General features: G+C 33.1%; 9 protein-coding genes and 3 tRNA genes. 7 read left to right on the top strand and 5 right to left on the bottom strand.

Annotated elements, in window-relative coordinates:
• Positions 1–185 precede the first annotated feature (185 nt).
• The 7 genes from AC1EU5_RS11185 (at position 186) to AC1EU5_RS11155 (ending at position 11,546) form a co-directional block, all read left to right on the top strand.
• Positions 186–1,403, top strand: a complete 1,218-nt coding sequence (locus AC1EU5_RS11185; RefSeq protein ID WP_480192473.1) for a site-specific integrase — start codon at positions 186–188, stop codon at positions 1,401–1,403.
• A 216-nt stretch (positions 1,404–1,619) separates the two neighbouring features.
• The gene (locus AC1EU5_RS11180) at positions 1,620–2,153 is read left to right on the top strand and encodes a BfmA/BtgA family mobilization protein (RefSeq protein WP_480192472.1); all 534 of its coding nucleotides are present in this window, start codon (positions 1,620–1,622) and stop codon (positions 2,151–2,153) included.
• 201 nt (positions 2,154–2,354) lie between these two features.
• The gene (locus AC1EU5_RS11175; protein ID WP_480192471.1) at positions 2,355–3,470 is read left to right on the top strand and encodes a Fic family protein; all 1,116 of its coding nucleotides are present in this window, start codon (positions 2,355–2,357) and stop codon (positions 3,468–3,470) included.
• Between the two features lie 3 nt (positions 3,471–3,473).
• Entirely contained in the window at positions 3,474–5,894 is a 2,421-nt protein-coding gene (locus tag AC1EU5_RS11170) for a type I restriction-modification system subunit M (protein WP_480192470.1), read from the top strand.
• Positions 5,885–7,801, top strand: coding sequence for a restriction endonuclease subunit S (locus AC1EU5_RS11165; protein ID WP_480192469.1), 1,917 nt, complete (start codon positions 5,885–5,887; stop codon positions 7,799–7,801). Before AC1EU5_RS11170 ends, AC1EU5_RS11165 begins: the two co-directional genes overlap by 10 nt.
• A 9-nt stretch (positions 7,802–7,810) precedes the next feature.
• Complete coding sequence (locus AC1EU5_RS11160) at positions 7,811–10,840, top strand: type I restriction endonuclease subunit R (RefSeq protein WP_480192468.1); 3,030 nt, start codon at positions 7,811–7,813, stop codon at positions 10,838–10,840.
• Complete coding sequence (locus tag AC1EU5_RS11155; RefSeq protein ID WP_480192467.1) at positions 10,830–11,546, top strand: M48 family metallopeptidase; 717 nt, start codon at positions 10,830–10,832, stop codon at positions 11,544–11,546. Before AC1EU5_RS11160 ends, AC1EU5_RS11155 begins: the two co-directional genes overlap by 11 nt.
• A gap of 121 nt (positions 11,547–11,667) precedes the next feature.
• On the opposite strand, the gene AC1EU5_RS11150 is transcribed toward AC1EU5_RS11155, so the two are convergent.
• From AC1EU5_RS11150 to AC1EU5_RS11130, 5 genes are all read right to left on the bottom strand, one after another.
• Positions 11,668–11,741, bottom strand: a tRNA-Arg gene (locus AC1EU5_RS11150).
• A gap of 329 nt (positions 11,742–12,070) precedes the next feature.
• Positions 12,071–12,145, bottom strand: a tRNA-Pro gene (locus tag AC1EU5_RS11145).
• 47 nt (positions 12,146–12,192) lie between these two features.
• Positions 12,193–12,276, bottom strand: a tRNA-Ser gene (locus AC1EU5_RS11140).
• A 194-nt stretch (positions 12,277–12,470) separates the two neighbouring features.
• On the bottom strand, positions 12,471–13,082 hold the full coding sequence (locus AC1EU5_RS11135) for a DUF2911 domain-containing protein (RefSeq protein WP_480192466.1): 612 nt from the start codon (positions 13,080–13,082) through the stop codon (positions 12,471–12,473).
• 293 nt (positions 13,083–13,375) lie between these two features.
• Entirely contained in the window at positions 13,376–14,410 is a 1,035-nt protein-coding gene (locus AC1EU5_RS11130; protein WP_480192465.1) for a hypothetical protein, read from the bottom strand.
• Positions 14,411–14,453 lie beyond the last annotated feature (43 nt).

Genomic DNA, 14,453 nt, shown 5'->3' with positions numbered 1-14,453 from the left:
GGAAGGATTCGAACCTTCGACCGTCTGCTTAGAAGCCTCTTTTAGACATGAAGTAAAAATTTAAAAACACCTATTCAATTAGCTGTAATTTAGCGTTTTAATAAAATTTGGTTTCAAATCTATTTTTTTGAAATCAAATAAAATGTTGCAAATTGTTTGCAAATTTTTTTCTTAACTTCGAGAGTATGAAGACGTTTTTGAGCCTCATTTTAGATACTCGAAGAAAGAAAAAAGATGGTAGTTTTCCAATAATTTTACGCCTTACTCACTTCCGAAAAACTACGTCAATTTCTACTGGGTTTTCTGTGCCTAAAAAATACTGGGACTCTCGTAAAGTTGAAATTACAAAAAATTATCCAAATGTAGATTCTGTACATAGATTGAATAATTTATTACTCAAAGAGAAAACCAAAGCAAACGATATTATAAATAAACTATACGACGAAGAAAAGCTTCATTATATGTCTATTGATGAAGTTAAAAACCGAATTGTAAAAAACCATAAATATGTTTCGTTTATAGGTTACGGCTATTCATTAGTCGAAGACTTGAAGAAATCACACAGATATGGTACGGCAAGAAGCTATAAAGGTTCTTTAAGTGTACTTAGAACATTTATGAATGGACGCGATTTAAAATTTAATGAATTCAACTATTCATTTATTCTAAAGTTTGAAAAATATCATTTGGGTAAGGGTAATAGTCTAAATAGTTTGTCATCATATCTAAGAACGTATAGAGCAATTTTTAATAAAGGAATAAAAGAAGGGCTTATAGATAGAGAAGCCTATCCATTTTTTAATTATACCATAAGACAAACACCTACCAAAAAGAGAGCAATAGACTTTAAATATATAAAGCGCATTGTAGATTTAGAATTACCGAAAGACACTACTTTGTTTAGGTATCGCAACTATTTCATCTGTTCGTATTTATTGTATGGAATGAATTTTACAGATATGGCTTATCTGAAACTTGAAAACATAACTGACAATAGATTAAAATTCAGAAGGAAAAAGACAGGTAAGTTATTTGATATTAAAATTACAGATACTCTTAATGAGATTCTTAGCATTTACACAAATGGCAAGTCTCAACAAGATTATATATTCCCAATTATTAAGAGGAGTTCTTTAGAAATTCAAGAACGGGAAATTGCATGGGAACGTAAAAGATATAATGCAGGTTTAAAAGAAATAGCAAAGCTTTGTGGCATTGAAGAAAAGCTAACTACGTATGTTTCTAGGCACACTTTTGCTACACAAGCTTTACTTAAAAATATTCCTGTTATGGCCATTTCTGCCATGTTAGGGCATAGTAAGTTAGATACTACCCAAATCTATTTAAAATCACTACCCACAACTATGTTAGACAACTATCATGAAAGGGTTAGTAATTTCTAATTTCGGTAACGAAATAATGTTTTTAAAATTGGTTCACTTTGTGAACGAGTTTTGAAAAGCAAGAGGGCAACACGCTGCGCGATGTTGCTTATCACATATTTAATTGAAAATCAATTAAATAAACCCAATTTTTGATTTCTTGATTTTAGAGGTTTTACGCAAAAATGAAAATAAAGCCTTTAAAATTAAGGATTCATTGTAACAATTACATATAATATGGATGATTTTAATACAATTCGACTACGGAGAAAGACACTTCAAGAATTCAAGGAATACTCAATAAAAACTGGACCAAATTATTCCGAGACTCTGGAATATATGATTGCCTTTTTTAAGGACACAGGTTTGTCTCCTTACGATGCTATGACCCATCCTATTTTTGCTTCTACTATTGGAATTAATAGGCGATTGGATTATATAATAGCTCTTTTAAGAAATATTGAACAAACGCAGCTCATACCGACAAGAGAGATGTTAGAGAGACTATTTGAGGGAATAGAGAAACCAGAACCAGTTTATATCGAACGTTCACAAGAAGAAATAGAAGCATCAAGATTAGAAACTGAAAAACTACTAAGTAAGTATTCTAATGAAATATACTATACCAAGGAAGAATTAAAAGTTTTAAGAAGAAAATTTGAAAATGTATTGAGAAAGGTAGTTTATGTTGATAAAACCTTTGGAAAGGGATATTATCACTTAGATATTTCAAAAGAAGAATTTGAAGAACTAAAAGCGGAGTTTTTATAAGATTTAATCTCTATGTTTTTCTAACGCACTCGCCTGAGGCTCGTTTGTTTCATTTTTAAAGTAACGGATTCTCTACGCTACACCTACCTCTGAATCCATTACTGTAAAAACGTTTATTGATATCCAGTCAATTACATTTATAGGTAATTTCTTTTTAACAAATGTCGATGTATATTTAAAATTTCGACATATATTTGGCTTATGTCGAAATCATCGACATATATACATTCATTTGTCGAAACCATGTACAATAAAGAACAACCTTACAACAATTTACCCGTATTACCGCCAACAGTAGATATAGAAACAAAAACTATATTAAAACAGGCGATAGCGGCAAATAAGGTTTTGGCTGAGCTTAAAGGTAGAGCAGACGAAATACCCAATCAGTCAATGCTGGTAAATGCTATTACACTGCAAGAGGCGAAAGACAGTTCGGAAATTGAAAATATCGTTACTACACAGGATAGCTTATATAAAGCCTTTTCCTCAAATATTAGTGCAACCGATGTACAAACAAAAGAAGTACTAAGATACCGACAAGCTTTATGGGATGGTTTTAACTCGTTAAAAGAACGTCCGCTTTCTACAAATACCATTATTAAAATTGTTCAAACAATCAAGGAGAATAATGCAAGTGTAAGAAATACCCCTGGTACGCGAATAATGAGCGCTAATGAAGTTATATACACACCACCTGAAGGCGAACAATTAATACGAGAGCTACTGCACAATTTAGAGAACTTTATACATGATGATAACGGCATTGACGATTTATTAAAACTAGCAGTAATGCATTATCAATTTGAAGCGATACACCCTTTTTTTGATGGTAACGGTAGAACAGGAAGAGTATTAAATATTCTGTATTTAGTGGATAAAAAATTACTAGACACTCCAATTTTATATTTGAGTAAGTACATTATTGAAAACAAAAATGAGTATTATCAAAAAATTAAAGGTGTTACAGAAAATAGTGATTGGGAAGCTTGGATATTATTTATACTTAAAGGTGTTGAGGAAACTGCTAAATACACCTTGCAAAAGATAAATGCCATAAACGAATTGATGGATGAAACCATACTATATGCTAAAGAAAATTTACCTAGTAGAGTTTATTCTAAAGAATTAATAGAACTACTATTTGTGCAACCCTATACAAAGGTTAAATTTTTAGTAGATAATAATATAGCCAAAAGACAAACAGCAGCGGAATATTTACAAGAATTAGAAAAAATAGGAGTTTTAAAATCTCAAAAAGTAGGTGTAGAAAATCTGTTTTTAAATGTTAAGCTATTTGAAATTTTAAAAAACTAATCAATGGCAGTAAAAAAATCAGAATTATATAGCTCGCTTTGGAAGAGTTGTGATGAATTGCGTGGTGGTATGGATGCCTCACAATATAAGGATTATATTCTTCCACTTTTATTTATAAAATACGTTTCGGATAAATATGCGAATGACGAAGACGCTTTAATCACTATTCCAGAGGGAGCTAGTTTTAGCGATTTGGTTAAAATGAAGGGAAAAGATGATATAGGTGATTATATCAATAAAAAAGTTCTTGCTCCAATAGATAAGGAGAATGGTTTTGATATGTTGCAAAAAATGGCAGATTTCAATGATGAGGATAAATTAGGTAAAGGAAAAGAACTAGTTGAAAAATTAAGCAAACTAGTTGCTATTTTTGAAAATTCTGCTCTCAATTTTAGTAACAACAGAGCAGAAGATGATGATTTATTGGGAGATGCCTACGAGTACTTAATGCAAAACTTTGCTAAGGATTCAGGTAAAAGTAAAGGCCAATTTTACACACCTGCGGAAGTTTCTCGCATAATGGCTAAGATTATTGGTGTTGACCATGCTACTTCTCAATCTCAAACTGTATATGATCCGGCGTGTGGTAGCTCTTCTCTACTTTTAAAAGTAAATGATGAAGCACCTAATGGGTTAACTATTTATGGACAAGAAAAAGATAATGCAACCGTTGCCTTGGCAAAAATGAACATGGTACTGCATAACAATCCAGAAGCAGTTCAAGACATTGTTCAAGGTAATACATTATCTAACCCAATTCATAAAGATAGTGATGACTTAAAACGCTTCGATTTCTGTGTGGCAAATCCGCCGTTTTCGGTGAAATCTTGGACAAGTGGTTTTGACCCAAATAACGATTTATATAAACGTTTTGACGGTTTTGGTATTCCACCAAACAAGAACGGAGATTATGCATTTCTACTTCATATTATCCGCTCTTTAAAAAGTACGGGTAAAGGGGCAGTTATTTTACCTCATGGTGTTTTGTTTAGAGGTAATGCAGAGGCTGCCATAAGGACTAATATCATAAAGCGAGGACTCATAAAAGGTATTATAGGTTTACCTGCCAATTTGTTCTATGGTACAGGTATTCCTGCATGTATTATTGTAATTGATAAAGAAAACGCTGCTACTCGAAAAGGTATCTTTATGATTGATGCTAGTAAAGGTTATATCAAAGACGGTAATAAAAACCGATTAAGAGAGCAGGATATTCATAAAATTGTAGATGTATTTAACAATCAACAACAGATTGATAAATATTCTCGTATGGTGGATTATAAAGAGATTGAACAAAATGAATACAACCTGAACATACCACGCTATATAGATGGGCAAAAAGAAGAAGATTTGCAGGATATAGAAGCCCATTTGTTAGGCGATATCCCCAGTCGAGATGTTGATGCCTTACAGCCGTATTGGGAAGTATATCCAAGCTTAAAAGAGCATTTATTTCATCCTGCTAAACGAGAAGGTTATAGCACTTTAGTTGTACCACAGAAGAGCATAAAAGAAACGATTTTTAACCACACTGAGTTTGTTGAGTATCGTGAAACTTTGGACAAAGTATTTACAAAGTGGGAAACCGAAAACAAATCCAAACTTTGGAATATTACTGGAGGTACAAGACCCAAACAATTAATTGTTGATATTTCTGAGAGTTTGCTACAACAATATCATAACAAATCACTCATTAACCCTTATGACATCTATCAACATTTAATGGATTATTGGAACGAGACCTTAAAAGATGACAGTTATTTAATATGGGAAGATGGATGGAACGCAACACTTACGCCTGCAAAAGATAAAAACGATAAAATTAAAAAGGGAGAATACGAAAGTGAGTTAATTCCTTTTGAGCTAGTGATAAACCGCTATTTTACAGAAGAACAAACCCAAGTACAAGCCATAGAAACTTATTTAGAATCTCTTGCTACCGAAATGACAGAACTCATCGAAGAGCACTCGGGGGATGAAGGCTTATTAAATGAAGTAATCAACGATAAAGGCAACATTACCAAGGGTAATTTAACCAAACGCTTGAAAGAAATAAAAGGAGATGCTGATTGTGCCGATGAATATGAGGTATTGCATTCCTACGAAAAACTATTAAGCTTAGAAACCGCCAATAAAAAAACCTTAAAAGAAACCGAAACGAAATTGCAACAAAAAGTATATGCAAAATATCCACAATTAAGTGTGGAAGAAATAAAGACCTTAATTGTTGAGGATAAATGGCTTACTAACTTAAAATCTACAATTGACGATGAAATAGACCAAATTAGTCAACGCCTGACTAATAGGGTGAGTGAGTTGGCGCAACGTTACGAAAAACCATTACCTCAAATTGAAAAACAGGTACAACAATTACAAGAAAGGGTAACACATCATCTAAAAAGAATGGGAATGGTATGGAACTAAAAAAAGGTTTCAAACATACAGAAATAGGAGTAATTCCAGAAGACTGGAATTTATTCGATTTAGAAAACCTAACTTCAAAGATTGGAAGCGGAATAACTCCTAGAGGTGGCTCAAAAGTATACCAAAATTATGGAAGGCCTTTTATTAGAAGTCAGAATATTGGTTACGGGGCTCTGAGGTTGAATGACTTAGCATATATAAATGATTTGACTCATTTGACTTTTTCAAATAGTGAGATAAAAAAGAACGATGTTTTTCTCAATATTTCTGGTGCCTCAATTGGAAGAAGTGCAATAGCTAATGAACTATTAGAGCATGGAAACGTTAACCAGCATGTGTGTATTATTAGACCTGTTTTTAATAAAGTGAATCCAAAATTTTTAAATAGTGTTTTACTTTCAAAAATTGGCCAAAGTCAGATAAATAGTTTTCAGTCTGGAGGTAACAGAGAAGGGCTTAATATTGGGCAAATAAAGACTTTTAAAATACCTATCCCTCCAACGACTTTTGAACAACAAACTATTGCTCAAGTTATCGATGACACAGATCAACTTATCAATAATATAAAAATATTGATTGCTAAAAAGAGAGCTTTAAGGGATGGAGTAATGGATAAAGTTCTAAGGCCAGAAGATGATTGGAAAAAATATGATTTTACAAGTGTTTGTTGGTTTCAAGAGGGGCCTGGAGTGAGAAAACATCAGTTTACTAATAAAGGAATCAAATTGTTGAATGGTACAAATATTGAAAAAGGTAAATTATTACTAGACAAAACTGACAGATTTATTTCTTCAGATGAAGCGAATGGATGGTACTCACATTTTCTTGTAGATGATGGCGATATTTTGATTGCTTGCTCGGGTGTTACAATAGATAAATTTGAAGAAAAAGTTACTATTGCAAAGAGTAATGATTTACCGTTATGTATGAATACGAGTACAATGAGGTTTAAAGTGACTAATAATTACATTCTAAATAAAGGCTACTTATTTCACTTTTTAAAATCTGCTAATTTCAAAAATCAAATAAGAAGCACTGCCACAGGTTCAGCACAATTAAACTTTGGCCCTTCTCATGTCTCAAAAGTCAAAATAAGATTACCCGACATTAAGGAACAGATAATAATAGCTGGAATTTTAAGTGATATGGATGCTGAGATAGAAATGCTAGAAAAGCAATTGCAAAAAACTCAGAAGCTAAAACAAGGTATAATGCAGGAGTTGTTAACTGGTAAAACAAGATTGGTAGAACCAGCTAGAGAGGAAAATACAGAATCTCTATTAATGGCTGCAGAACCTGCTCCTGTTTTTAAAAAGGAAACTGAGTCTAAAAAGCATAACGAGCATATTAATGATGCAGTCTTAATAGGTACAATGGCTCATGCTTTCGGTAGTGAACAATTTCCACTTACTAGATTCATGTATACAAAGGTGTCCTATTTATTGAAACGCTATAAAGAAGAAAAAGATGTTGGATACTTAAAAAAGGCAGCTGGCCCATACAAACCAAAAACTCGATACGGAGGTGCTGAAAAAATTGCACTACAAAACAAATACATTAAAAAGCATATTTCAAACTACAAGGGTAAAAAGTACGAGAACTTTTTAGCAGACGAGAATGTCTTTGAGGCAATAGATTATTTTAAGAGTTGGTATGGAGAAGATTTATTGCAATGGATACATCAATTTAAATATACCAAAAGAGACCAGTTAGAATTATGGGCTACGGTAGATATGGCAAAGGAAGATTTAAAAAGAGAAGGTAAACCTGTAAATTTTGAAACCATAAAAGAATTAATCAATAATCATAAAGAGTGGCGACCAAAACTAAAACGTCCGATTTTTTCTGATGCTAACATAAATACCACCATTGATAAAATAGATCAGCTATTTGGCAATAAAAAATAAACACTTGCTATGAGTGATATAGGACAAATTGAAAGAATTACCCAGAATAAAGTCATTCAATATTTTGAACTCGCTTTAAAGTACGACTATCTCGGGGATTGGAAAGACCGAAGCAATAATAGCAACATTGAAACACAGTTTCTTGTTCCCTTCCTTAAAAAACAAGGCTGTTCAGATGCATTAATCCAAAAGGCTATAGACAAGTTAGTCAAAGCTTCGGATTGTTTAGGAACAAGTCTCTATGATGCTAATAAAGAAGTCTATTCATTATTACGTTATGGTGTTAAAGTTCGCCCAGATGTTGGAGAAAATAAAGAAACCATTTGGCTGGTTGACTGGAAAAATCCTTTAAACAATCATTTTGCCATTGCCGAAGAAGTTACCATTAGCGGGAAGCATACGAAAAGACCAGATATTGTTATTTATTTAAATGGTATTGCACTTGGTGTTATCGAATTAAAGCGAAGCACTATTGGTGTTACAGAAGGTATAAGACAAAACTTGCTCAATCAAGAAAAAGAGGTTATTGGTGATTTTTTTTCAACGATGCAGTTCGTAATGGCAGGGAATGACACTGAGGGATTACGATATGGAACTATTGAGACTTCAGAAAAATATTATTTGCAATGGAAAGAAGAAAATACTGAACAAGACAAGTTATTAAAACATCTTTCTCAGCTGTGCTCAAAAGAACGGTTTTTAGAAATCATTCACGATTATATAGTGTTTGATAAAGGAGTTAAAAAGTTATGTCGTCATAATCAATATTTTGGCATTAAGGCTGCCCAAAAGCGTATAAGAAAAAGAGAGGGCGGGATCATTTGGCATACCCAAGGAAGTGGTAAGAGTTTAACAATGGTTTGGCTCACAAAATGGCTAAGAGAAAATGAAGAAGATGCCAGAGTATTGCTTATTACTGATAGAACCGAGTTAGATGAACAAATAGAAAAAGTATTTAAAGGAGTAGAAGAACGTATTTATCGGACTACAAGCGGACAAGATTTAGTAAATAAATTAAATGAAAAGAACGAATGGCTTTTGTGTTCACTTGTACATAAATTTGGCAGTAAAGAAGATGCAGATTTTGAAGGTTTTGCTAATGAAATAAAGCAGAATTTACCCAAAGATTTTAAAGCCAAAGGTAATTTGTTTGTATTTGTAGATGAGTGCCATCGTACACAATCAGGCACATTGCATAAAGCCATGAAGGAAATTCTACCTAATGCATTATTTATCGGTTTTACTGGAACGCCTTTATTGAAAAAAGACAAACAAAAAAGTATTGAAATATTCGGTAAGTATATACATACCTATAAGTTTGATGAGGCTGTAGATGATAAAGTAGTTTTAGATTTACGCTATGAAGCCCGAAACGTTGACCAAAACATTACTTCGCAAGAAAAAATAGATCAATGGTTTAATGCTAAAACCAAAGGGTTAACAGACATAGCTAAGCGAAAATTAAAACAACGATGGGGAACAATGCAAAAGGTTTTGAGTTCACAAGACCGTTTAAACAGGATTGTTGATGATATTTTGATGGATTTTGAGCTAAGAGATCGTTTGAATAACGGTACTGGCAATGCCATGCTAGTATCAGGCGATGTATACCAAGCCTGTCGTTATTATGAGGTTTTTCAACAAAAAGGATTCAAACGATGTGCAATTGTTACATCTTATGAGCCCAATTTAAAAAGTATAAGTCAAGAATTCATAGGAGAAGATGGATATACCGAAAACTTATTAAAATATGAGGTATACAACAAGATGTTGAGTGGAAAAACTCCTGAGGAGTTTGAAAGAGAAGCTAAGAAAAAGTTTATTGATGAGCCAGCTCGAATGAAACTACTGATTGTAGTAGATAAACTATTAACAGGTTTTGACGCACCATCAGCAACCTATTTATACATAGATAAACAAATGAGAGATCATGGTTTATTTCAAGCAATTTGTAGGGTAAATAGATTAGATGGAGAAAGTAAGGAGTATGGTTATATTATTGATTACAAGGATTTATTTAAAAGTTTAGAAAACTCTATCAACGATTATACTAAAGAGGCTTTTGGCGAGTATGATAGTGATGATGTTAAAAAGCTACTAGATAACCGCTTAGAAAAAGCCAAAGAGCGATTAGAAAATGCAAGAGAAACTATAAAAGCATTATGCGAGCCTGTGCATCCTCAAGATACAATCCATTTTCAACGATTTTTTTGTGGTACGTCTGAAAACCCAGATGACTTAAAGAATACAGAACAATTAAGAACACATCTTTATAAGTATACAATTTCATTAATCCGTTCCTATGCAAATATTGCAAATGAAATGGAGGAGGCAGGATATATCCCTTCAGAGATAGAAACTATCAAAAATGAAGTTAAGTTTTATACAAACTTGAGAGATGAAATAGAAAAGTCTAGCGGTGATTATATAGATCTAAAACGTTTTGAGCCTGCTATGCGACATCTAATAGATAGTTACATAAGAGCAGATGAAAGTGAAGTTGTCTCAGCTTTTGACGACCTATCTTTAATTCAATTGATTGTAGAACGCGGAGAAGATGAGGCGATAAAATCTTTGCCAGAGGGTATTCAAAAAGATAAAGAAGCCGTAGCAGAGACTATTGAGAACAATATTGCTAAAGTAATTAATACAGAACGCCCAACAAACCCGCACTATTTTGAGAAAATGTCTACCATTCTTTATGAGCTAATTTTAGAACGTAAGCGAGGTGCCTTAGATTATAAAGAATACTTAGCTAAAATTATTGAATTGACTAAGCGGGTAGTTCAACCAAATAAAACTGCAAATTATCCAAGCGTCCTAGATACCAATGCAAAGAGGGCTTTATATGACAATTTAGGGCAAGATGAAGATTTGGCAATAGCAATGGATGAAACTATTCGATATAACAAACAAGCGGATTTTAGAGGTAATAAATTAAAAGAGAAAAAAATTAAGATAGCTATTAAGCATATTTTGCCTAACGGTTATAGCGTAGATGAGATTTTTGAAATTGTAAAAAATCAAAATGAGTATTAAAGAGGAACAAATAAATATATTGGATTTAACTATTGATGTTGTAAAAAAGGATATCAAGAATATGCATTTGTCCGTCTATCCGCCTACTGGAAGAGTAAGGATAGCTGCTCCGATAGACTTAAATGATGAAGCGATAAGGTTGTATGCCATTGGTAAAATTAGATGGATTAAAAAACATCAAAAGAGTTTTTATGAGCAGCTAAGAGAAACTCCAAGAGAATACATTACAGGAGAAAGTCATTTTTTTGATGGTAGACGCTATTTGCTTAAAGTAATAGAACGACACGGAAAACATGAGATAAAGGTTAAAAACAAAACCTATTTAGAGCTATTTGTAAATCCAAGTACAACAAAAGAGGGCAAAAGAAAGGTTTTTAATGAGTGGTATAGAAACCATCTCAAATCTGTAGTACCCGAAATTCTAGAATCTTGGGAGCAAAAGACAAAACTAAATTGTAATTCTTGGGCAGTAAAAAAAATGCGAACAAAATGGGGTTCCTGTAACATTGAAAAAAGGAAAATACTCTTAAACCTTGAATTGGCTAAAAAGCCGAGGCGTTGCTTAGAATATGTGATTGTCCATGAGTTAATGCACTTTATAGAACGTAATCATAATGATAATTTTAAGGCTCTGTTAAGTAAGTATATGCCCAATTGGAAAACTTATAAAAGAGAATTGAATAACCTACCTACTTTTTACGAGTAACAGACTGACTGTTAAGAGTTAAAAACGTTAAAAAATTGTTAAAATTCAATGCTGTTTGCAAAAAGTTTGCAAATAAAAAAGGCTTCAAAGCTTAAAAAGCTAAGAAGCCAGTGTTTATGCGTGATCGCGACAGGATTCGAACCTGTGACCGTCTGCTTAGAAGGCAGATGCTCTATCCAGCTGAGCTACGCGACCGGATCGAACGCATGTAAAAGACCCACCGGGGCTTTTATAGTGAGGGGCCAGTTGGTGCGCTGGCTTCTCAGGAAAGTCAAGAGTAACGTTCGAAAGCTCCTGACATTTTTAGCGAAAGAGCCAGCCGATGGGCAGGCAATTTCTAGCTCTCAATTTCGATGAGGCGCCCTATGGTGTGATGGCAAACTCACTGCGAATTTTAAAGTTTTAAGGATTAACTCTCTTTGTTCGTTGATCCTGAAATTGGCAACGATGCCAATTCAAAAATAAAACCTCTGTTTTCTTAAAAAAGCAAGCTTTTTACGCAAACTCTGGCTTTATTTTTATTGTCGGGGTGGCAGGATTCGAACCTGCGACCTCCGCGTCCCAAACGCGGCGCGATAACCGGGCTACGCTACACCCCGAAAAACTTAATAACTCAAAAGAGAGTGCTTTTAAATTACTTTAAAAGCGGAGAGACTGGGACTCGAACCCAGGCGACGGTTGCCCGTCGACAGATTAGCAATCTGCTCCGTTACCACTCCGGCACCTCTCCTAAATTTTAAAGAACTGCACTTTAAAAAAGTGCTTGCCACTTATTAGAAATTACATTTCTATCTAGGCGGGTGCAAATGTAATAAATAAGATTAGTTAGCACAATAGCTTTTCTTATTTTTTTAACCAAAAAAAGATAAGAGCCTCATAAAATTATAAGGCTCTTATTTCTAATGTATGTTTAGCTGACTACAATTATATTCTATTTAATTCTTTATCTGTTTTACTAGCATCTGCAAAGTAATCTTGTTCTTTAAAATTCATTGGCACATTTACTCTTGTAGATCCCCAAGCCAATACCATGAAATTCTCCTCTCCTCTCTTTTGCTTAAATGCAATTGAAAAAGTGTCTAATTTTTCTGCTCTTTTAACTGGCACTCGAACTCTTGCAACATCAAATATTGGATCATACTGAAATGCACCCAATACATCTATGTTTGAGCTCAAGATGATTTCCCAGCTGTCTTCGTTTGGAATTGTTAATAATACATATGTACCTGCTGCAACCACTTTATCACCTAATACTACATCTTTGTAAAACTTTACCTCTGTAGCTTCATTAGCTCCTGTTCTCCATAATTGATCAAAAGGTATTTTTGTACCAAAAACTTCGTCATTACTAACATGCGTTGGTCTTCCATAAAGCACTTTTGCTAGAGGCTTAGAAAGTTTTGTTGCTCTTAAATATGAAATATCATGTGGTGCTTCATCTAGCTTTTGAAATCCCTGTGCAATACATAATGCTGAAAATAACATAAATGCTATTGCTGTGATGATTTTTTTTAGGTTAATAGTAGTTGTTTGCATGATCTTTTTCTTTTTGCTTTGTTTGTTGTTTGTTAAAAACTGCTCTAATTTTCACTAGAGCAGTTGTCGCTTTACTCTACTCCCTTTTATATAATTTTGTCATACTATGAATTCCCCAATTCATCTTAAAAACAACGTACCCGTAAAAATTCCCGAAAAAAAAATATTTTTTTTGTAAAATGCTGATAATCAAATTAAAAAATTTCTTGATGCAAAATAAAAATATACTGTAAAATAAGAAAACTGACCCAAATAGAACCAGCTTTTATAACAATATGCAAAGGTTTTATATATTAAAAACAGGCTGTTTTAATACGAAGCTTATTAGCACCTATTCTAAATTTTAATTTCTCTTTAGCTCCATTACCTTGTATCTTATGAAAAACCCAATCTCCATCAAAGTCGGCAGCACCTGTAAGAGTAATTGACATTACTATTTCACCATTTATCTCATTTAAAAACCATGTACCATTATATACAGTTGTGTTATCAGAAAGGGTAAGTACATTTCCGGAGGAAAAATTCATTTCAAAACCTGCATAATTATTCTCTAAATTTACATTGTTCAGTCGTAGTTTTTTGATTGTCCAGTCTTGACATACTGAAAGAGCATTTTGTACTACGTCAATACCGCAATTGACACATTGATCATTAAAATCAAAATCATCATCTTCATCACATGAGTCTTTTTCTTCTGTAATAAGATCTTGAAGCTCTGTAATATTATTTACGGATTGATAACTCCTATCTGATAAAATAAAAGTTAATGGAAAATCTACACTAGGTACATTATTATCATTTAAAGCTTCTATGAACTCTAACAAATCAGCATCATTATTTAACGTGATTGTATTGATTTGCTCAGTAATAGCGTCAAAACTCTGAATATTAATAGGATATATAAGATCTAAACACTCTATATCCTGATCTGGCTGATTTTCTCCATTACAACCATTCGCTTGTACATCTAAATCTGATTGATTATGAATCATCATTTCAGAAAAGTCGTCAAAAATAATAGTAATTGGAAAGATAAAATTAAAAACTCCTGTAGGTGACTCTTCTACAATGTCAAAGTCGTCTTCAGTAGCTATTATTTGATTACTACCATCAATATTAATGGTAACTGGTAACTTAACAGTATAGCAATTTGCTCTATCTAATATGTTATCTAAAGAACCGTCTTTTAACGAAATATTCTTTAGATAATCCGCAACCATAGAATTTTTAGCTATAACCGAATCATCAGATGAACTATTTATAATCTCTTCTTCTCTACAAGATATGAATAGCAGTACAAATACCGCAAGGTGTATGAGCTGTTTCATAATTTTCCTAATTATCCCTTATTATAGAAACAACTTAGCACTT

It is taken from the genome of Maritimimonas sp. 2405UD52-3 (assembly GCF_056591715.1).
The sequence above is the reverse complement of the archived record's forward strand: the minus strand, read 5'-3'. Positions and strand labels throughout refer to the sequence as shown.

What these genes read in the sequence shown, in the direction of transcription:
- AC1EU5_RS11185 (WP_480192473.1), top strand. Translation starts at nt 186, where the DNA reads ATGAAGACGTTTTTGAGCCTCATTTTAGATACTCGAAGAAAGAAAAAA.
- AC1EU5_RS11180 (WP_480192472.1), top strand. Translation starts at nt 1,620, where the DNA reads ATGGATGATTTTAATACAATTCGACTACGGAGAAAGACACTTCAAGAA.
- AC1EU5_RS11175 (WP_480192471.1), top strand. Translation starts at nt 2,355, where the DNA reads ATGTCGAAATCATCGACATATATACATTCATTTGTCGAAACCATGTAC.
- AC1EU5_RS11170 (WP_480192470.1), top strand. Translation starts at nt 3,474, where the DNA reads ATGGCAGTAAAAAAATCAGAATTATATAGCTCGCTTTGGAAGAGTTGT.
- AC1EU5_RS11165 (WP_480192469.1), top strand. Translation starts at nt 5,885, where the DNA reads ATGGAACTAAAAAAAGGTTTCAAACATACAGAAATAGGAGTAATTCCA.
- AC1EU5_RS11160 (WP_480192468.1), top strand. Translation starts at nt 7,811, where the DNA reads ATGAGTGATATAGGACAAATTGAAAGAATTACCCAGAATAAAGTCATT.
- AC1EU5_RS11155 (WP_480192467.1), top strand. Translation starts at nt 10,830, where the DNA reads ATGAGTATTAAAGAGGAACAAATAAATATATTGGATTTAACTATTGAT.
- AC1EU5_RS11135 (WP_480192466.1), bottom strand. Translation starts at nt 13,082, where the DNA reads ATGCAAACAACTACTATTAACCTAAAAAAAATCATCACAGCAATAGCA.
- AC1EU5_RS11130 (WP_480192465.1), bottom strand. Translation starts at nt 14,410, where the DNA reads ATGAAACAGCTCATACACCTTGCGGTATTTGTACTGCTATTCATATCT.